Origin of the sequence: Porphyrobacter sp. HT-58-2 (assembly GCF_002952215.1) — a bacterium.
Classification (GTDB): Bacteria; Pseudomonadota; Alphaproteobacteria; order Sphingomonadales; family Sphingomonadaceae; genus Erythrobacter.
The window spans coordinates 1,052,649-1,072,949 of the sequence record NZ_CP022600.1; the positions used below are offsets into that span (position 1 = coordinate 1,052,649).

Genomic DNA, 20,301 nt, shown 5'->3' on the forward strand with positions numbered 1-20,301 from the left:
GGTCGGAGCCGGGGTGAGATGTCCTCATCCCGGCAACCGGCCCGGCTGATCGCCGCGGGTTTCGGAGAAAACGGGAAAATGGACGCCACCACCTTCACGCAGCCTGGCCTGGCTGGCCAAGGCGAACGCTACAACCACGTCGCGCGGGCGCTTCACTGGATCATTGCGCTGCTGGTGATCGGGAACATTGCGGGTGGCCTGCTGCATGATGCGCTGGAGGACACCATCAACCTCATTCCGATCCACAAGTCGGTCGGGATGACGGTGCTGGCGCTGACTTTCGTGCGGATTGCGTGGCGCCTCACCTGGCGCGCGCCTGCACATCCGGCGGGCATGGGGGCTCTGGAAGTGCTGGCGGCCAGAGCGACGCATCTGGTCTTCTACGCGCTGATGCTGGCGATGCCGCTGTCGGGCTGGATCATGGCCTCGGCGGGCAAGTATCCGCTCAACTGGTTCGGGCTGGTCGACCTGCCGAAACTGGCCGTGACCCGCGCCGACCCCGCCTATCTGATCGGGCGTGAGGCACATGAACTGCTCGGCTGGCTGTTTGCCGCGCTCGCGGTGCTGCATATCGCGGCCGCCCTGCGCCACCATTTCATCCTGCGGGACGGGGTGCTCAAACGGATGTTATGACCTTGCCCACCCCAACCGCATTGCTTCCTTGCTTGAAAGTCCCGTGATGAAAATGCTGCTGCGCCTGTCCACTTGTTCGCTTGCTCTCGCTCTGGCTGTTCCGCTGGCCGCGCAGGACGAGGCAGCGCAGGATAGCCCGCCCGTGACGGTCGACAGTGAACCGCGCCCGGAGATCATCGTGACCGGGCGCGGGCTGGATCCGGCGCTCTCGACCGGGATTTATGCCACAACCACGCTTGAGCGTGAGGTGATCACCGCCAGCCCTTCGGGCCGGATCGAGGACGTGCTGCGGGGTGTCGCAGGCTTCCAGCAGTTCCGCCGTTCGGACAGCCGCTCGTCGAACCCCAGCGCGCAAGGGGTGACGTTGCGCGCGCTGGGCGGCAATGCCACGAGCCGCGCGCTGGTGCTGCTGGACGGGGTGCCGCTCGCCGATCCGTTCTTCGGCTATATTCCGCTTTCGGCCATTGCCCCCGAAACGCTCGGCACGATCCGCGTGACGCGCGGCGGCGGATCGGGGCCGTTCGGCGCAGGCGCGCTGGCCGGGACGATCGACATGGAGAGCGCCGAGCCGGGCGCAGTCAATCCGCTGCTTGCCAGCGCCGCAATCAACGACCGTGCGGAAAGCGAGCTTTCGGGCGTCCTCACCCAGCGATTGGGGCGCGGCTTTGCTGTGGCAAGCGGGCGCTGGGATCGCGGGCAGGGGTTCTTCACTACGCCCGCTGATCAGCGTGTCCCCGCCAGTGCCCGCGCGGCTTTCGATAGCTGGAACGTGGCGCTTCGCGCTGTCGCGCCGCTGACTGACGAGGTCGAAGTGCAGGCCCGTGTCGCGGCCTTCCGCGACAATCGCACGCTGCGTTTCGAAGGCGCGGATTCCTTCAGCCAGGGCGAGGAAGCCTCGATCCGCTTCGTCGGGCGCGGGGCGTGGCAGTTCGATGCGCTGGCCTATGTGCAGGCCCGCGATTTCGGGAATGTCGTGATTTCCTCGACCCGGTTCACCCCGACCCTCGATCAGCGCCGCACGCCCTCGACCGGGATCGGCGGCAAGTTCGAACTGCGCCCGCCGCTGCTCGAAGGCCACGACATCCGCATCGGCGCCGATTACCGCCGCGCCGAGGGGGAGCTTCAGGAAGAAGCGATCAGCGCTTTCACCGGGGCGATCACCGAACGCCGCCGCGCAGGCGGGGCGACCGAGAACCTCGGCATCTTCCTTGAGGACGACTGGCAGATCGGCCCGCTGACCCTCAATGGCGGATTGCGGGCCGACCGCACCAGCATCACCGATGGCTTTTTCCGCGCGGTCACCGCCAACGGCCTGCCGGTGAACACGATCGCAGCGGCTGACCGTTCGGACTGGTCGCTGAGCTGGCGGGCGGGCGCGCTGTTCTATGCCACACGGCGGCTCGATATCCGTGCAGCGGCCTATACCGGGCTGCGCTTGCCGACTCTCAATGAGCTGTACCGTCCCTTCGTGGTCTTTCCGGTGGTGACGCAGGCCAACGCCGATCTCGTCAATGAGCGGCTGGAGGGCTTCGAGATCGGGTTCGACTGGCAACCGGTCAATGAACTGGTGTTTTCGGTCACGGCCTTCGACAACAAGGTGGAAAACGCCATCGCCAATGTCACCATTGGCCCCAATCTGCGGCGCCGCGAAAATCTGCCCGCGATTGCAGCGCAGGGAATCGAGGCGAGCGTGGCGGCGAAGGTCGGACGCGTCAGCTTTGAAGGCGCGATTGCCTGGACCGATGCCGAAGTGCGGGGCGAGGGCGCCTCGCTCAATCTTGACGGCAATCGTCCGGCGCAGACACCGGAGTTTGCCGCGACGATGACGCTGGGCTGGGAGCCTGCCCCCGGCTGGCGGGTGGCCGGCACCTTGCGCCATGTCTCGACCCAGTTCGAAGATGATCGCGAGACCGACCGGCTGGCTCCGGCCACCACCCTCGACGCCTTTGTCGCCGCGCCGCTCTATGGCCCGCTTTCACTGATCCTGCGCGGCGAAAACCTCACGGATGAGGCGATCATCACCCGCAATCAGGGCGGGTCGATCGATCTGGGCGTGCCGCGCACCGTCTGGCTGGGTGTGCGCTACGGTTTCTAGGCGGCCGCCCGGTAGCCTGCGCCGCGCACCAACTGGCCGGGCCGTGCGCCGGTTGCCTCGTCGAAGCGGCGGATCATTGCGCCCGCCACGAAGGTCGCCTCATAGCCGGTGGCGCGCTGGTGCAACCGGCGTCCGCCTGCGGGCAGATCGCGCACGACTTCGGGCAGGTGGAGCGTCAGGCCGTCGAGATCGATCACGTTGCAATCGGCCCGGCCGCCCACCTTCAGTGTCCCGCGGTCATCAAGGCCCACGGCCCGCGCAGCCTTCTGGCCCAGCATATGCACTGCTTCGGCGAGGCCCAGTTGCAGCGACCCGTCGCCCTTGACGAACTGGGTCAGCAGATAGGTCGAATAGCTCGCATCGCAGATTGCCCCGTAATGCGCCCCGCCATCGCCGAGGCCGGGGACGCAATGCGGGTGGCGGAGCATTTCGTGCGCGCTTTCGAGCGATGCGTTTTCGTAGTTGCCGAGCGCGGCGAGGAACAGCCCGCGCCCCTCGGTTTCCAGCAGCCGGTCATAGGCAACTTCCTGCGGCGTGCAGCCGCGTGCGGCGGCTTGCCCTGCCATGCTCATGTGCGCTGGCGGGGCATAATCGGGCGGGTTGTCCAATGGGAACAGCCAGCGCCAGTTGCGCGCCAGCTCGTTGAAGGGGTGGCCGGGGGTGAAGTCCTCGGACAAAAGCGCCGCGCGCATCGCCGGGTCGCGCATCGCTGCAACCTGCTCTGGGATCGAAAGGTGGGCGATTTTCTGCCAGCTCGGACACAGCACGAAGGGATGCACCGTCAGTTCCAGCCCCGCGATCAGTCCGATCGGGCGCGGCATCACCTGTGCGTTGGCGACCCCGCCGCCCGCATTGGTGCGTTCCAGCATCTCCAGCACGCGCCGCCAGCGTGGCGGGCCGTCATTGCCCGAGGCAAGCGTGAAGGTCGCCGGGCGCCCGCTCGCGGCGATCACCCGCTCGATCACCGGATATTCCTTGTCCCACCCGACAAAGGCATCCAGCACCACCTGAAACGTCCCCGCGCCCGCATCGGCCATGCCGCGGGTGATCGCTTCCAGCTCGGCGATGTCGGTATCGAAGGTCGGGATCGCATTGCCATCGGCGGTCTTGTGGATACTGAGCCGCGATGTCGCAAAGCCGATCGCGCCGGCGCGCATCGCCTCGGCGGTGAGGCGGCGCATCAGGGCAAGATCATCCTCCGTGGCGACCTCACGCGCGGCGCCGCGCTCGCCCATCGCATAGACCCGCAGCGGCGAGTGCGGCAGGTAGGCGGCGACATCAATGTCGCGCTTTCCGGCGGCGACCGTGTCGAGATATTCGGGGAAGGTTTCCCAATCCCACGGCAGGCCTTCGGTCATTACCACATCGGGGATGTCCTCCACCCCTTCCATGACGTTGATGAGCATGGCGTGATCCTCGCGGCGGCAGGGGGCAAAGCCGACCCCGCAATTGCCCATCACCGCCGTCGTCACCCCGTGCGAGGAGGAGGGGGAAAGCTCCTCCGCCCAGATGCATTGCCCGTCATAGTGGGTATGCACGTCGATGAAGCCAGGGGTGACGACTTTGCCCCTGGCGTCGATCTCCTCAGCCCCGCGCCCGCTGACCTGCCCGATGGCGGCGATCCTTCCGGCTGCAATGGCGACATCGCCTTCGATCAGATCGCCGCCCGTGCCGTCGGCAATCGTTCCGCCCCGGATCACCCAGTCATAATCGGCCATGCTGTCTCCCGTCGTCTCGCGCTCCGGATGATGCGCGAGGATGGGGGGCGGCAGCAACTGCCACTTTTACCTCACCGACCGCGGGGTTAGGATAGAGGCATGACCCAAGCCCCGAACCCTCTGCCCCGCCGCGTTGCCCTTGCCGGGGCGAGCGGGACTATCGGGCAGGCGGTCGCGGCGCGGCTGGCGGCCGATGGCCATGCCGTGACGGCGCTGGGCCGTGCCGAGCTGGCAGACCCGGCTGCGCTGATCGCGGCGCTGCGGCAGACGCAGGCCGAGGTCGTCATCTCCTGCATCGCCTCACGCAGCGGCGCGCCAAGAGATGCGCGGGCCGTCGATTACGAGGCCAATTCCCGGCTCCTTGCAGCAGCGCTTGAGGCGGGCGCGGGCCAGTTCATCCTGCTTTCGGCGATCTGCGTGCAGAAGCCCCTGCTGGCCTTCCAGCACGCCAAGCTGGCCTTCGAGGCGGAGCTCGCCGCGAGCGGCATTACGTATGCCATCATCCGCCCCACCGCCTTCTTCAAGTCCTTGTCCGGGCAGGTAAAAAGAGTGCAGGCGGGCAAGCCCTTCCTGATTTTCGGTGACGGCGAACTGACCCGCTGCAAGCCGATCAGCGACGCTGATCTGGCGCGCTTCATCGTCTCGGCAATCGACAATCCCGACATGGCCGGGACAATCCTCCCCATTGGCGGCCCCGGCCCGGCGATTTCGCTGCGCGAGCAGGGGGAGATGCTGTTCCGGGTCGCGGGCAGAGAGCCGAAATTCAAGTCGGTCTCGCCGAAGATCTTCACGCTTGCTGAGCGCATTCTGAACCTTGGCGCGCCTTTTTCCGGATGGTTTGCGGAGAAGGCCGAGTACGCCCGGATCGCACGCTATTACGCGGCTGAATCGATGCTGGTGCTTGATCCGGCAACCGGTACCTACTGCGCCGACCTCACCCCCGAATTCGGCGTAGAAACGCTGGAATCGCATTATCGGCGGTTGCTAGAAGGGGGCTGAGAGGGGTCTAAGCGGGGTCTGGACCGGGCTAACGCGGGGCAAGATGCCAGCTGGCAGGGGGCAAAGTGGCACCTAAATGCGGCACAAAAACGCTTTGTGACGAATAATTAAAAGTAAAAACAAGGCTTTGCGTGCGGCGTACCCGTATTCCTTCAGGCAAATCGAGCAATTCCACACCGGCCTCGACCGCCATGCGCTCGACCAGCAGGGCCAGCAGCGCGCGGTCGGGCCAGATCCCGCAATAGCGAACGCCGTCCTTGTAGGAAACGACCGCCCGGCCTGCCGCGTCGGTCAATTCGGGAACGAGATCGCCCGCCAGATCCTCGCGCCAGCGGGTGACGGCAAAGCCATCCGCGCTGCCGGCCACCCCGTCGCGCAAGCTCTCGACGCGGGTGACGGTCACGCCGGTCAGCGCGCGCAAGGCCCCCGGCGCAAGGCCATCGGGGATCGAGAAACTCTGCGTCTTGCTCCCCGATCGCGGGCCGATGAGCACCGGACATTCGAGCGCCGCGAGTTTGTCCACAAACCCCTCCGGCACGATCGGCAGGGTCGGGATCAGCACCATGCGGTATCCTGACAGGTCGGCTTCGGGCGATACAATATCGACGTCGAGCCCGCGCGCACGCAGCGCCGAATAGGTCTCGAACACCAGCTCCAGGTAGCGGAAGCTCTGTCCCTGCGGCTGGATGCCGACCACCCATGCCGCCTCATAGGAGAACACCAGCGCTGCCGGAGCCTTCGCGCACACCTGCGGGCCGATGTCCGCCAGCACCTCCGCCGCCGCGCGCACCTCTGCCGCCGCCTCGGCCTCGCTGCTGTCGGGACGCAAGAGCCCTGCGTGCATCTGCTCCTGCGCGAACGGCGCCTGCCGCCAGCGGAAATAGCTCGTCAGTTCCGCCCCGTGGGCGCAGGCCTCCAGCGTCCACAGCGCCACCATCCCCGGCAGCGGCGCGGGGTTGAAGCGCGCCCAGTTCACCGGCCCGGGCTGCTGCTCCATCACGCCCCAGCGCCTGCCTGAACACCCGCGATAGAGATCGTGATGGAAGGCGGCGATATCGGGATGGCCCTGCCGGAAATAGGCGCGCTTTTCCTCCGATGAGAACCAGAACTGTTCGAGGAACCCCAGCGGATAGGAATCCCACGTCGCCACGTCGATATCGCGCCCGACATCATGGTGATCGAACTCGGTGAAGAAGCCCATGAAGTTGTGCGTGATATCGACGCCGGGCGAGAGCCTGCGCAGGATATCGACCTGTTCGCGGTTGAAGCTTGCCACCTGATCCGAGGCGAAGCGGCGATAGTCAAGCCAGTGCGCGGGGTTCGCCTCGGTGACGGTCAGGTGCGGGGGATCGACCTCGTCGAAGCTGCGGTATTCCATGCTCCAGAACACGTTGCCCCACGCCGCGTTCAGCGCATCCGGCGTGCCATAACGCGCCGCCAGCCATTCGCGGAAGGCGGCAGCGGCGGCGGCGGAGAAGCTCAGCACCGTGTCATGGCAGCCATATTCATTGTCGGTCTGCCACATGGCGAGGGCCGGGTGCTGGCCGTAGCGTTCGGCGAGTGCGGTGACGATCCTGCGGCACTCGTCGCGGTAGCCTTCGTGGCTGAAGCAGTAATGCCGCCGCGATCCGAAACCCCTCGGGCGGCCCTGTTCGTCGATGGCGACCATGTCGGGCATCCGGTCGACCAGCCACTTGGGCGGGGTCGCGGTCGGCGTGCCGAGAATGACCTTCAGCCCCGCCGCCGCCAGCGTGTCGATGGCGCGGTCGAGCCAGTCCCAGTCGTAATGGCCGGGTTCGGGTTCAAGGCGGCTCCACGCGAATTCGCCGATCCTCACGAGGTTCAGGCCCATGGCGGCCATACGCCGCGCGTCCTCGGCCCACATTTTCTCGGGCCAGTGTTCGGGATAGTAGCAGCAGCCGAGTTTCATTCGGGCAGTCTTTCCAATGCGATAAGCCACGCTGTTTCGGGGTGGGTGAGGGGCAGGGCAAGGCCATGGCCTATCAGTGCCGCCCCGGAAAGAGTTATCCCGGTGCGCCATTGATCGGGATTTGCGAGGTAGTGCCGGGCCTTGCGCGGCCATGGCTCGGGCAGGGTGACGCGGTAGCGAGCCTCAGGTTCAAGCCCGGCGAGGCGCAGCGGGGCGGCATCGAACACCGGCGAAAAGGCTGTCTGTGCGGCGAGGGCAAGGGCCTTGCCCTCGTGCGTCACCATCAAGCCGGTGACGTTCGGATCGGGGTGGGCGAGGCGGTGCAGTTCGCCTGCGTGCAGCACGCCGCACCACGCCTTGTAAAGCGCGATATGCGCCGCGAGGGTTGCGCGCTCCTGCTCACTCATGCGCGCAGGGTCTGCCTCCACCCCCATGTGCCCAAACATCGCGACCTTGGCGCGGAAGTCCATTGCCAGCCGCCTGCCGGTGATCGGATTGGGCGAGGGGCCGACATGGCTGCCGAGCACTTCGAGGGGGAGGAATTGCGACCATGCAGGGATAATGCGCAAGCGTTCGATGGCGTCATTGTTGTCGGAGGGCCAGACGCGCTGGCAGCGCTTGAGGACGCCGAAATCGATCCGTCCCCCGCCGCTCGAACAGCTTTCGATCTCGACTTGCGGGTGCGCGGCGCGAAGGCGGTCGAGGAGGGCGTAGAACCCTTGCGCCTGGCCGGGGGCGGTGGGGAAAAGATCGCGGTTGTGGTCCCACTTGAGGTAGGTGATGGGGTATTCGCGCAGCAGCGCGTCGAGCCGTGCGAACAGGTAATCGCGCACCTCGGGCAGGGCGAGGTTGAGCGCCAGTTGCCCGCGCATGGTGGGGCGCGCACGGCCCTCGGCATGCAGGCACCAGTCGGGATGCGCGCGATAAAGGTCGCTGTCGGGGGAGACCATCTCCGGCTCCACCCACAGGCCGAAATCCATGCCGAGTTCGTGGACGCGGGTGATCAGAGGGCCGAGGCCGTTCGGGAACACGTCGGGCGATACCGTCCAGTCGCCAAGGCTGCTCTGGTCGTTGCGCCTCCCCCCGAACCAGCCATCGTCGAGGACGAAGCGTTCGATGCCTAGGGTTGCGCCATCTTCGGCGAGTGCGATCAGCGCGGGTTCGCTGAGGTCGAAGCCCAGAGCTTCCCATGAATTGAGATGCACCTTGCGTGGCCCCCAGTGCGCGCGGGCGGGGAGGATCTCAGCGCGCAGATAGGCGTGGAACGCCTGTGCCAGCGCCGAGCGGGTGGGGGCGAGGGCGAACACGGCTTCGGCCCCGACAAGGTCGGTGCTCGCCAGCAGAGTGACCCCGGCAGCGCCCCCGCTTATCGCCATCTGCAATATGGCGCGGCCATCGCCTTGCCCTTGGGTGTCGCACTCGATCTGGGTGGCGTAATCGCCGCTCCAGGCCAAATGCGCGCCCAGCACTTCGCCCGTCGTCGGGTCATCCAGCAGCAGCCAGTTGCCGCCGCCAAAGCCCGGCTTGCCGACGCCTGAGCGGGACGCATAGCCATCAGGCGTGATTGCGCGTGGTGTCTCGCGCATCTCACCTGCCCAGCGGCCCGCATAGGTCGTCATCGCGGTGAAGCGCGCCGGGATCGGCAGCACCAGTGCCGGGTGATCGGCAAGGGTGAAGTCGCGTGGTCCGTGATTGCTGATGTCGCACCTGACCGTTACGACATCGCCCGAACGGATGCGCCACCACATATCGACATAAAGGCCAAGCGTTGTTTCGTGCCATGCGATCCAGAGTTCGCGCTCGCTGACATCCCATTTACTGACGCGGAAATCCGAGGCGACTTCGCCCGCCTGCGGTTGGGCATGATCGACAAGGCGCACCGCCGGCGTCCCGCTCCACCCTGCCTTGCGTTCGGGCAGCAGGCCGGGGACGGGCGGCACATCGGGCTGGCTTTCGTGCCGCCCGCGTGCTCTGGCCGCCGCCAGCGCAGCAAGGTCTTCGCCTTCGGGCAAGAGCGCGCCAAGATAGATGCAGTCAGCCGCCCCGCCTATCTCCAGCGCAAACACAAGCGTCAGCGCCTTCCCATCCAGCCGCAAAAGCTCCATGACCAATTTTCTCCCCAAGCACATCGCCGCGATCGGCAATCAGCACTTGCCTGCTATCCGGCAATGCGCTGTAATCGCCTCTCAGGCGAGAGGAAATGCGCAATGTTCGATACCATGCCAGTGGCGAATCTGGTCCAGATCGCAGTGTGTATTGGCCTGACCACTGCTGTGGCGCTGGCCACCTGGCTGACGATTCGTCGTGACAAGCATGATGGCTCGCGCCGCGACGTCTACCTTGCCGGGGGCAAGCTGTCGTGGCTGTTTGTGGCGGGATCGATCACGCTGACCAATCTCTCCACCGATCAGCTGGTGGGGATGAACGGCAACCAGATGCTGCTCTTGGCATGGTGGGAGATTGCGGGCTTTGTGGGCCTGATGATCCTCGCCTTCGTGTTCGTGCCGATCTACTACCGCAACAATTGCACCACCGTGACCGAGCTGCTCGAACAACGCTATGGCGGGCGCAGCATCCGCACGCTGATTGCGGGGCTGTTTCTGGCAGGCAATGTGCTGATCTACCTGCCGGCGGCGCTCTATTCAGGCAGTCTGTTCATGCAATCGCTGTTCGGCGAGGACGTGTCACTGCTGGCATTTGCCACAATCCTTGCGGTGATTTCGGCGGGCTACACGATCTTCGGTGGATTGCGCGCGGTGGCGGTGATGGACACATGGTCGGGGATCGGCATCCTCGGTCTTGCCATGCTCATCGTGGTGCTGGGGCTGGCGGCGGTCGACTGGGACATCGTCACCGGCGTTCCGGCCGAGCGCATCACCATGCTGGGCGGCCCGGACAGCCCGATCCCCTGGCCCACGCTGCTGACGGGGATGATCTTCATCCAGATCTTCTACTGGTCGACCAATCAGAACCTGACTCAGAAGGCGATGGCCGCGCCCTCGGTTCGCGAGGCGCAGAAAGGCGTGATGGTAGCTGCGATCATCCGCATCCTGATTGTCCCGCCGATCGTGGTCATCCCCGGCATTATCGCCTTCAAGCTGTTCGGCGTGGTCGGCGACAAGGCCTACGGGATGCTGGTCGCCGAAATCCTCCCGCCGTGGCTGTCAGGTGCCTTCGCGGCCATGGTTGCGGCGGCTGTCATCACCACCTTCAGCGCGGTGCTGAATTCCTCGGTCGCGCTCTATGCGGTCGATTTCCATGAGCAGTTCATCGGCGAGGTCAAGAACCACTGGACGCTGTCTGCCGGGGTTTCCAGCCTGCTGACCCTCACCGCGATCCTGCTGGTGCCGATGTATGCCAGCGCCACCAGCATCATCAATCTGCTCCAGCAATTGAACGGCCTTCTGTCCATGCCGATCCTCAGCGCCTTCATCGCCGGTCTGCTGTTTCGCGGGGTGCAGGCCCCGGCGGCGATTGCCGGGGTGGTGTGGGGTGTGGCGCTGTATGGCCTGTTCACCTTCCACCTTGCGCCTGCCGGGATCATCACGCTGCATTACATCCATTTCATGGTGGTAACGCTGGTTTCGAGCGTGGCGGCAGCGCTGGCCTTCAACCGCTTTGCGCTGGGCGGACGAGCGGTTTTTGCCCCGACCTCGGCCTTTCGCGGAGCAGCAGCATGAGCATCGACCTCGCCCGCCCGCACCGGCGTTTCAATCCGCTCACCGGCGGGTGGGTGCAGGTCTCCCCGCAGCGCATGGGGCGGCCCTGGCAGGGCGAGACGAGCGCGCCCGATCCGCTGCCGCCTGCCTATGACCCGGCCTGCTACCTTTGCCCCGGCAATGCCCGTGTCGGGGGCGAGGCGAACCCGGCTTATGAGGGCGTCTACGTCTTTCCCAACGACTTCCCGGCGCTTGCCGACGAGGCGGGCGAGGGCGGTTCCGATGATCCGCTGTTCCGGGCCGAGGCCTCTGCGGGCGTGTGCCGGGTGATCTGTTTCTCGCCCGATCACGGCAAGTCGCTCCCCTTGCTGACGCCTGCACAACTGCGCAGCGTGGTCGATTGCTGGGCCGATCAGACCGCCGAACTGGGCCAACGCTTCGCCAGCGTTCAGGTGTTCGAAAACAAGGGCGCGATGATGGGATGCTCCAACCCGCATCCTCACGGGCAGGTCTGGGCGACCACGCACTGGCCGCAGGAAGTGGCGACCGAAGACCACCACCAGCGCGCTTACATGGCCGAGCATGGCGGCGCTCTGTTGCTCGACGTGGCAGAGCGCGAAGCGGCGAGCGGCGAGCGCGTGGTCGAGATCAATGATGATTGGCTCGCCACCGTCCCCTTCTGGGCGGCCTGGCCGTTCGAGATCCTCCTGTTGCCGCGCTTTCCTGTCCAGCGCCTGCCGCAACTGACGGGGGCGCAGCGCGACAGCCTTGCGGCGATCCTCAAGGCGTTGACCACCCGTTATGACAACCTGTTCGAGACCAGCTTTCCCTATTCGATGGGCTGGCATCAGGCGCCCTTCGGCTCGAACGTCGCAATGCCCGATATCGACCACTGGCAGCTCCACGCCCATTTCTACCCGCCGCTGCTGCGCTCGGCGAGCGTACGCAAGTTCATGGTCGGCTACGAGATGCTGGCCGAACCGCAGCGCGACCTTACTCCCGAACGTGCGGCGCAGATGTTGCGTGCTGTCAGCGGGATGGTGCATTACGCAGGCTGATGGGGGGATAACAGCATGGACCGCCGCGACCGATTGATCGCCCGCGCCCGGCAGGGCTACCGGCTGGCCTACGGGGCCGAGCCGACGCGTTTCTTTGCTGCGCCGGGGCGGGTCAACCTGATCGGCGAACATGTCGATTACAATGATGGCTATGTCCTGCCTTGCGCGATCGACCGCGAGACGATCGTGGCGCTTGGCCCGGCTGATCGCGAGGCCAAGGTTCCGCGTTTCGAAGCGGTCGCGCTCGACATGGGCGACATGGCGAGCGCGCGCGACGCTTTCGACCTGATCGGTCCGATCCTGCCGGGGGAGAATGCCTGGCAGAACCATGTGCGCGGGGTGGTGCAGGCGCTGGCGCGCTATGGCCATCGCATCAGGCCAGCGCGGATCGCGATTGCCGGGGATGTGCCGATCGGGGCGGGGCTGTCCTCCTCGGCTGCCTTCGGCGTGGCGGTGGCGCTGGCCGTGTCCGAATATTCCGGCCTTGGCCTTGCGCCCGACAGGCTCGCCAAGGTGGCGCAGATTGCCGAGAATGATTTTGTCGGTTGCGCCTGCGGGATCATGGACCAGATGGCCTCGGCCGCCAGCGTGGCGGGCCATGCCCTGCTGCTCGATTGCCGCAGTCTGGAGACCATGCCGATCCCGATCCACGCCGGTCTCGCGATTACCGTGATCGACACCGGCATCCGCCGCAATCTCACCGAAAGCGCCTTCAACCAGCGCCGCGCCGAATGCGAGGCGGCGGCGGCGCATTTCGGACTGAAAGCCTTGCGCGATTGCGACAGTACCCGCCTGCTGCTGGCCGAGCCGGACCTTGATCCGGTGCTGTTCCGCCGTGCTCGCCACGTGGTGACCGAGATGGACCGGATCGAGCCGGTCGGGGTCGCACTGGCGCGGGGAGACACGGGCGTGCTGGCCGCGCTGATGGGTGAGGCGCATCGGTCGCTGTCGGAGGATTTCGAGGTCTCGCTCCCCCCCATAGACCGGCTGGCGGAATTGGTCGCGGATGCGCTGGGCGATGCAGGCGGCGTACGTCTGACCGGAGCGGGGTTCGGCGGCTGTCTTGTCGCTGTAAGCCGGCACGATGCGGTGTCGGTAATCGACGATGCCATCGGCCGCTACAACCGTGATGCCGATCTGCCCGCGCGTGCCGAACAGTTCCGCCCGGTCGACGGGGCTGCGCCAGTCGTGCTGGCCTGAGCCTTTTGTGGGTTCGCAAGCACTTCCCTGCAAGGGTGATTTACAGATATAAAAATATCTTTATATGATCCCGCGCTATGGTGATCGAGGACATCTTCAAGGCACTGGGCGATCCGACCCGCCTGCGAATCGCCCGGCTGCTGTCGGCGATGGAACTGGCCGTGGGCGAACTGGCGCAGGTCTTGGGGCAGAGCCAGCCACGCGTGTCGCGCCATGTCGGCATATTGTGCGATGCGGGTCTTGCCGAACGTCGCCGCGAAGGCAGCTGGGTGTTCCTGCGTCAGAGCGAGCCCGAAGGCGCGTCCGCAGCCCTGATCGAGGCGGTGCAGGCCTTGCTTGCCACCGCCGAGGCGACCGAGCCTGACTTTGCCGCGCTTTGCGAATCCGACCGGCGGAAACTCGCTGCGATCCGCGAAGCGCGCGAGATGGCGGCGGAAACCTATTTCGCCCGTCACGCCGGGGAGTGGGACGAGCTGCGCGCGCTGCACAGTGCCGATGCCGAGGTGGAACGGCGTCTCGCCGAGGCACTGGCCGATGCCCCGCTTGGGGCGCTGCTGGACATCGGCACCGGGACGGGCCGCATGGCCGAGCTTTTCGCCGAAACGGCCGAACGTGTCGTGGCGCTCGACAAGAACCTTGAAATGCTGCGGGTGGCGCGGGCCAAGCTGCAACACCTGCCGGCTGCACGGATTGAACTGGTGCAGGGCGATTTCGCTGACCTGCCCTTCGCCGATGCCGCATTCGATACGGTGCTGCTGCATCAGGTGCTGCATTTTGCTCCCGACCCCGCCCCCGCTCTGGCTGAGGCCGCGCGGGTGCTGCGTCCCGGTGGGCGCATTGCCATCGTCGATTTCGCGAGCCACGATCACGAGGAACTGCGCACCCGTCACCAGCATGCGCGGCTTGGCTTCTCCGACCGCCAGATGGCCGAATTGCTCCGCGCGGCAGGCTTCGCTGCCAGCCCGCCGGCCGCGCTCGAAGGCGGGACGCTGGTGGTCAAGATCTGGACAGCCAAGCGCCGCGCCGCCCCCGCTTCTCCCAAATCCCCCGCTCTGGAAACCGCCCGATGACCCCGACGCTGGATCAACTCCACGAATATCGCACCGCCACCGATACGCCGCTGTTCTCCGGCCTGCCCGGCGATGTCGCGGTGAGTTTCGAATTCTTCCCGCCCAAGAGCGAGAAGATGGAGGCGCAATTGTGGGACGCGGTGACGCAGCTGAAGCCGCTTGGCCCCAGCTTCGTCTCGGTAACCTACGGCGCGGGCGGTTCGACCCGCGAGCGCACCCATGCCACGGTCGCGCGGATCATCGCCGAAGGCAAACTTCCGGCTGCCGCGCACCTGACCTGCGTCGCGGCGAGCAAGGCGGAAATCCGCGAGGTTGCTGAACATTACTGGGAAGCGGGCGTGCGCCACATTGTCGCCCTGCGCGGTGACGCGGGCGAACCTGGCGCACCCTTCACGCCGCACCCCGAAGGCTATGCCAGCGCGGCGGAGCTGGTCGCGGGCCTCAAGGCCATCGCTCCATTCGAGATTTCGGTCGCCGCCTATCCCGAAACCCACCCCGACGCGGCCTCCCCCGCAGCCGATATCGACAACTTGAAGCGCAAGCTCGATGCCGGCGCCACCCGCGCGATCAGCCAGTTCTTCTTCTCGGCCGAAACCTTCTTCCGTTTCCGCGATGCCTGCGCCGCCGCCGGGATCGATGCGCCGATCCTTCCCGGCATCCTGCCGGTAACCAACGTCGCACAGGCGCGCAAGTTCGCTGCGGCCTGCGGTGCGGCAATCCCGGCTTGGATGGACGGCTTGTTCGAAGGCCTCGATGAAAAGCCCGCCGCCCGCCAGCTGGTCGCCGCCACGGTCGCTGCCGAACTTTGCCGCAGGCTCTATGCAGGGGGCGTGCGCGACTTCCACTTCTACACCCTGAACCGCCCCGAGCTCGCCTATGCCATCTGCCACTTGCTCGGGAAGCGCCCCACTGGAGAAGCCGCATGAGCGCCCGCGAACGTCTGACCGCCGCTGCGAAGGACCGCGTGCTGATCTTCGACGGCGCCTTCGGCACGCAGATCCAGCTGAGGAAGCTCTCGGAAGAGGATTACGCCGGCGATCTCGGCCTGCCCGCCGACCAGAAGGGCAACAACGATATCCTCGCGCTCACCCGTCCCGATGTGCTGAGCGACATCACCCGCGCCTATTTCGAGGCGGGATCGGACATCGTCTCGACCAACACCTTCTCCGCCAACCGCATCAGCCAGGCCGACTACGCCGCCGAGGGTCTGGTGCGTGAGATCAATGTCGCGAGCGGCAAGCTCGCCCGCGCGCTGGCGGAGGAATTCGAGGCGAAGGACGCCAAAAACGGTATCAGGCGCCCCCGTTTTGTCGCGGGCGCGATTGGCCCGACCAACAAGACGCTGTCCCTCAGCCCCGACGTCGAAGACCCCGGCTTCCGCGAGATTGATTTCGATTACCTCGTCGACGTCTATCTCGAACAGGCCCGCGCACTGGTGGAAGGGGGCGTGGACTTCATCCTGATCGAGACGGTGTTCGATACGCTCAACGCCAAGGCCGGGATCATGGCGGTCAAGCAGCTGGAGCGGGAATTGGGGCACGAAGTTCCGGTGATGATCTCGATGACGCTGACCGATCTGTCGGGCCGCAACCTGTCGGGCCACACGGTCGAGGCGTTCTGGTATGCGGTGCGCCACGCCAAGCCGCTGACCATCGGCCTCAATTGCAGCTTCGGCGCGGAGCAGCTGCGCCCGCATGTGAAGGTGCTCTCCCAGATCGCCGACACGCTGCTGATGATCTACCCCAATGCCGGGCTGCCCAACGAACTGGGCGAATATGACGAAATGCCGGACACCACCGCCGGGCTGGTGAAGGACTGGGCCGATCACGGGCAGGTGAACATCCTCGGCGGGTGCTGCGGGTCTTCGCCCGCCCATATCGCCGCGATTGCCAAGGCCGTGGCGAATTCCGAGCCGCGCAAGGTGCCTTCGCCTGAGCCGGCGATGAAACTGGCCGGGCTTGAGGCCTTTATCGCCGCCTAGAACACCCCTCCCCGTTCGTGTCGAGCGAAGTCAAGACACCAGCGCGGGGCCTCTCGACTACGCTCGAGGCGAACGGAAATAGAGAACGAAAATCGTGACCCAATCCTCCTCCTCCCGCTTCATCAATATCGGCGAGCGCACCAACGTCACCGGCTCGGCGGCGTTCAAGAAGCTGATCATGGCGGGCGACTATGCCGCCGCCGTCGAAGTCGCGCGCCAGCAGGTCGAAAACGGGGCGCAGGTGATCGACGTCAACATGGACGAGGGCCTGCTCGACGCGGTCCACGCGATGACGACCTTCCTCAAGCTGATCGCCGCCGAGCCCGACATCGCGCGGGTGCCGGTGATGATCGACAGCTCAAAATTCCACGTGATCGAAGCCGGGCTGAAGTGCGTCTCCGGCAAGCCCATCGTCAATTCGATCAGCATGAAGGAAGGCGAGGCCCAGTTCCTCGAACACGCGCGCATCTGCATGGATTACGGCGCGGCGGTGGTCGTCATGGCCTTCGACGAGACGGGGCAGGCCGACACCAAGCAGCGCAAGGTCGAGATCTGCAAGCGCGCCTATGACCTGCTGGTGGCGGAAGGCTTCCCGCCCGAGGACATCATCTTCGATCCCAACATCTTCGCGGTGGCGACCGGGATCGAGGAACACAATAATTACGGCGTCGACTTCATCGAGGCGGTGCGCGAGCTGCGCGAATTGTGCCCCCACGCGCACTACTCGGGCGGTCTCTCCAACCTCTCCTTCAGCTTCCGCGGCAACGAGCCGGTGCGCCGCGCGATGCACTCGGTGTTCCTCTACCACGCGATCCCCGCCGGGCTCGACATGGCGATCGTGAACGCGGGCCAGCTCGACGTTTACGACCAGATCGACCCGGCGCTGCGCGAAGCCTGCGAGGATGTGATCCTCAACCGCGATCCGGACGCGACCGAGCGCCTCATCACCCTCGCCGAAAGCTTCAAGGGCAAGTCGGTCGCGGACGAAAAGGCCGCCGAGGAATGGCGCGGCTGGGTGGTCGAAAAGCGGCTGGAACACGCGCTGGTCAAGGGCATCGACGCGCATATCGTCGAGGATACCGAACTCATGCGCGCCGCCATCGCCGAGAAGGGCGGACGCCCGATCGAGGTGATCGAAGGCCCCCTGATGGACGGGATGAACGTGGTCGGCGACCTGTTCGGTAGCGGCAAGATGTTCCTGCCGCAGGTGGTGAAGTCGGCGCGCGTGATGAAGAAGGCGGTCGCCCACCTCATCCCCTTCATCGAGGCCGAGAAGGACCTGCTCCCCGAGGAAGACCGCAAGGCCAAGGGCAAGATCATCATGGCGACGGTGAAGGGCGACGTCCACGACATCGGCAAGAACATCGTCGGCGTGGTGCTGCAATGTAACGGCTATGATGTGATCGACCTCGGCGTGATGGTGCCCTGGCCGACGATCCTTGCCGCCGCCAACGACAACAAGGCGGACATGATCGGGCTTTCGGGCCTGATCACGCCGAGCCTCGACGAGATGGTGACCGTCGCCGAGGAAATGCAGCGCGCCGGCATGACGATGCCGCTGCTGATCGGCGGGGCGACCACGTCCAAGGTGCATACCGCCTTGAAGATCGACCCGGCCTATGATGGCCCGGTGATCCATGTGCTCGATGCCAGCCGCGCGGTGGGGGTGGCGTCAAAGCTGCTCTCCGATACCCAGCGCGATGACTACGTCGCCGAAGTGGCCGACGAATACACCCATGTCCGCGATGCGCGCGCCGGAAAGTCGGCCAGCGTGCTGTTGCCGCTCGAAGAAGCGCGCGCCAATTTCTATGACGCCTTCCTGTCGGACAAGCCGGCGCCGCCCGAACAGCCCGGTCTTCACGTGTTCGACGACTGGAGCCTCGAACATCTGCGCGAGTTCATCGACTGGACGCCCTTCTTCCGCGCGTGGGAGCTGCACGGCAACTACCCCGCGATCCTCACTGACGAGGTGGTGGGCGAGACCGCGACCCAGCTGTTCGCCGATGCCAATGCGATGCTTGATCAGATCATTGCCGAAAAGTGGCTGACAGCGCGCGGCGTGGCTGGCCTGTGGCCCTGCGCACGCGACGGGGATGATGTGACGATCCACCTCGTCGAGACCGAGGAACATGTCCGCCTCCCGTTCCTGCGGCAGCAGGTCAAGAAGAGCCGCGAGCGCGCCAATATGTGCCTTGCCGACTTCATCGACCCGGCAGGCGACTGGATCGGCGGCTTTGCGGTGGGCATCCACGGGATCGAGCCGCATTCGGCGCGCTTCCAGGCCGACAAGGACGACTATTCGGATATCTTGCTCAAGGCGCTGGCGGATCGTTTCGCCGAAGCCTTCGCCGAAGCCCTGCACCAGCATGTGCGCAAGACGCTGTGGGGCTATGCGCCCAATGAACAGCTCACCAACGCGGCGCTGATCAAGGAGGAATATCGCGGCATTCGCCCCGCGCCGGGCTATCCGGCGTGTCCCGATCATTCCTTGAAGCCGATTCTGTTCGATCTGCTCGATGCGCCCGCCAATGCCGGGCTGACCCTCACCGAAAGCTTCGCCATGTGGCCCACGGCGGCGGTAAGCGGCTTCTATTTCGGCCACCCGGAAAGCGAATATTTCGGCGTCGCCCGCATCGGCCGCGACCAGCTGGAAGACTATGCGGCGCGGCGCGGGGTGAGTGTGGAGCAGGCGGAACGCTGGCTCAGGCCGAATCTTGATTGACGCAGGCGCAGGCGCGGCGATGATGGGGGCCATGATCCGCCGTCTCTTCGCCGCTCTCGCCCTTGTCGCCGCTCCGCTCGCCGCTCGGGACGCCCCGCCGCCTGCGAGCGTGGTCGTGGCTTTCGACCGCGAGAGCATCACCCCGCTGATCGTCGAAGGGCTGGCGAACAAGGACACGGGCCGCGCCGTCGAAGCCAATGATCCGGTGCGGATTGCCTCGATCTCTAAGCTCATCATGGCGCTCACCGCGCTGCGGCTGATGGACGAGGGAAAGGTCGATCTGGATCGCGATGTGTCGGACTATCTCGGCTGGACACTGCGCTCGCCCTACCACCCGGACGCGCCAGTTACGCTGACGCACTTGTTGACGCATCGCGCGGGGCTGTCGGACGCGGGCGGCTATTTCATCCCGCTGGGCGACAGCCTTGAAGCCAAGCTGGCCGACCCTGCTGCGTGGCGCGAGGTCGGCAAGCCGGGCAAGGCGGCGTTCGAATATGCCAACCTCGGCTCCCCCTTGGTGGCGACCGCGCTGGAGGCGGCAAGCGGCGAGCGGTATGATCGCCTCGTGGAACGGCTGGTGTTCGCGCCACTGGGCGTCAAGGCCTGCCTCAACTGGATCGGCTGCGATGCCGATATGCAGGCGCGCGCCGTGACGCTCTACCGCCACACCGGCGAAGTCGCCGCCGATGCGCCCGAGCGCCTGCCGCCCGCCTGCACGATTCCGGTCGCAGAGGGCGTGCCTTGCGATCTCGACGCCTATGTCCCCGGCACCAATGCCTCGATCTTCTCGCCACAGGGGGGCGTGAGGATCGGGATGGTGGATCTTGCCAGGATCGGACAGGCGCTGTTCGATACGCACGGGACGGAGCACTTCCTTTCGGCGAAGACCCAGACCCTGTTGCTCGAGACGATGGTCTCCGCGGCCAACGAGACGCCGCCGTTCGGTGCCGCGGCAGGCTTCTGCGGCTATGCTCTGGCAACCTACGTGCTGGTCGATGCTGCGCCCTGTCAGGACGATCTGTTCATGGACGGGGTCGAACGTTTCGGCCACGGCGGCGAGGCCTATGGCCTGCGGTCAGGCCTGTGGATCGCATTCGGCGAGGGCACCAGCTTCGCCTATTTCACCACCGCCGTTCCCCCGCCGACGGGCGAGGTTGAAACCGCCGCATCCGACCCGCGCGAATCGGCGCTGGTGGCGCGCGCGCTGGCGATCGTGGCCGAGGCCGACGACTAGGC

Annotated in this window: 14 protein-coding genes; 11 read left to right on the top strand and 3 right to left on the bottom strand. The window is 65.9% G+C overall.

The features are described from left to right. The first annotated feature begins 78 nt into the window (after positions 1-78). Positions 79-633, top strand: a complete 555-nt coding sequence (locus CHX26_RS05060; RefSeq protein WP_104941430.1) for a cytochrome b — start codon at positions 79-81, stop codon at positions 631-633. Between the two features lie 46 nt (positions 634-679). Then, on the top strand, positions 680-2,728 hold the full coding sequence (locus tag CHX26_RS05065) for a TonB-dependent receptor (protein WP_172449712.1): 2,049 nt from the start codon (positions 680-682) through the stop codon (positions 2,726-2,728). On the opposite strand, the gene CHX26_RS05070 is transcribed toward CHX26_RS05065, so the two are convergent. Continuing rightward, on the bottom strand, positions 2,725-4,503 hold the full coding sequence (locus tag CHX26_RS05070; protein WP_442956919.1) for an N-acyl-D-amino-acid deacylase family protein: 1,779 nt from the start codon (positions 4,501-4,503) through the stop codon (positions 2,725-2,727). The genes CHX26_RS05065 and CHX26_RS05070 overlap by 4 nt on opposite strands. 42 nt (positions 4,504-4,545) lie before the next feature. Here CHX26_RS05070 and CHX26_RS05075 point away from each other — a divergent pair, with 42 nt between their 5' ends. Further along, the gene (locus CHX26_RS05075; protein ID WP_104941432.1) at positions 4,546-5,445 is read left to right on the top strand and encodes an NAD(P)H-binding protein; all 900 of its coding nucleotides are present in this window, start codon (positions 4,546-4,548) and stop codon (positions 5,443-5,445) included. A 28-nt stretch (positions 5,446-5,473) separates the two neighbouring features. Here the strand turns inward: CHX26_RS05075 and CHX26_RS05080 are convergent, their stop codons facing one another. Continuing rightward, complete coding sequence (locus CHX26_RS05080; RefSeq protein WP_104941433.1) at positions 5,474-7,375, bottom strand: beta-galactosidase; 1,902 nt, start codon at positions 7,373-7,375, stop codon at positions 5,474-5,476. Then, a complete protein-coding gene (locus CHX26_RS05085; RefSeq protein ID WP_172449714.1) occupies positions 7,372-9,480 on the bottom strand; it encodes an alpha-galactosidase in 2,109 nt (702 codons plus the stop codon). Before CHX26_RS05085 ends, CHX26_RS05080 begins: the two co-directional genes overlap by 4 nt. Positions 9,481-9,582: 102 nt before the next feature. On the opposite strand from CHX26_RS05085, the gene CHX26_RS05090 reads away from it, so the two are divergent. From CHX26_RS05090 to CHX26_RS05125, 8 genes are all read left to right on the top strand, one after another. After that, positions 9,583-11,055: a sodium:solute symporter family transporter gene (locus CHX26_RS05090; RefSeq protein ID WP_233997283.1), complete on the top strand. Its 1,473-nt coding sequence runs from the start codon at positions 9,583-9,585 to the stop codon at positions 11,053-11,055. Beyond that, a complete protein-coding gene (locus CHX26_RS05095) occupies positions 11,052-12,092 on the top strand; it encodes a UDP-glucose--hexose-1-phosphate uridylyltransferase (protein ID WP_104941435.1) in 1,041 nt (346 codons plus the stop codon). The genes CHX26_RS05090 and CHX26_RS05095 overlap by 4 nt, the downstream gene beginning before the upstream one ends. Positions 12,093-12,107: 15 nt before the next feature. Beyond that, positions 12,108-13,292 carry a galactokinase gene (gene galK, locus CHX26_RS05100; protein WP_104941436.1) on the top strand — a complete coding sequence of 395 codons (1,185 nt, stop codon included), beginning with the start codon at positions 12,108-12,110 and terminating at the stop codon, positions 13,290-13,292. Positions 13,293-13,369: 77 nt separating this feature from the next. Next, positions 13,370-14,362 (top strand): ArsR/SmtB family transcription factor, encoded by a 993-nt coding sequence (locus CHX26_RS05105; RefSeq protein ID WP_104941437.1) that lies wholly within the window; start codon positions 13,370-13,372, stop codon positions 14,360-14,362. After that, positions 14,359-15,288, top strand: a complete 930-nt coding sequence (gene metF / locus CHX26_RS05110) for a methylenetetrahydrofolate reductase [NAD(P)H] (RefSeq protein ID WP_104941438.1) — start codon at positions 14,359-14,361, stop codon at positions 15,286-15,288. The genes CHX26_RS05105 and metF overlap by 4 nt, the downstream gene beginning before the upstream one ends. Continuing rightward, a complete protein-coding gene (locus CHX26_RS05115; protein ID WP_104941439.1) occupies positions 15,285-16,343 on the top strand; it encodes a homocysteine S-methyltransferase family protein in 1,059 nt (352 codons plus the stop codon). The genes metF and CHX26_RS05115 overlap by 4 nt, the downstream gene beginning before the upstream one ends. A gap of 94 nt (positions 16,344-16,437) precedes the next feature. Beyond that, entirely contained in the window at positions 16,438-19,065 is a 2,628-nt protein-coding gene (gene metH, locus CHX26_RS05120; RefSeq protein ID WP_104941440.1) for a methionine synthase, read from the top strand. Positions 19,066-19,096: 31 nt separating this feature from the next. Then, complete coding sequence (locus CHX26_RS05125) at positions 19,097-20,299, top strand: serine hydrolase domain-containing protein (protein WP_172449716.1); 1,203 nt, start codon at positions 19,097-19,099, stop codon at positions 20,297-20,299. The last annotated feature ends 2 nt before the right edge of the window (positions 20,300-20,301 follow it).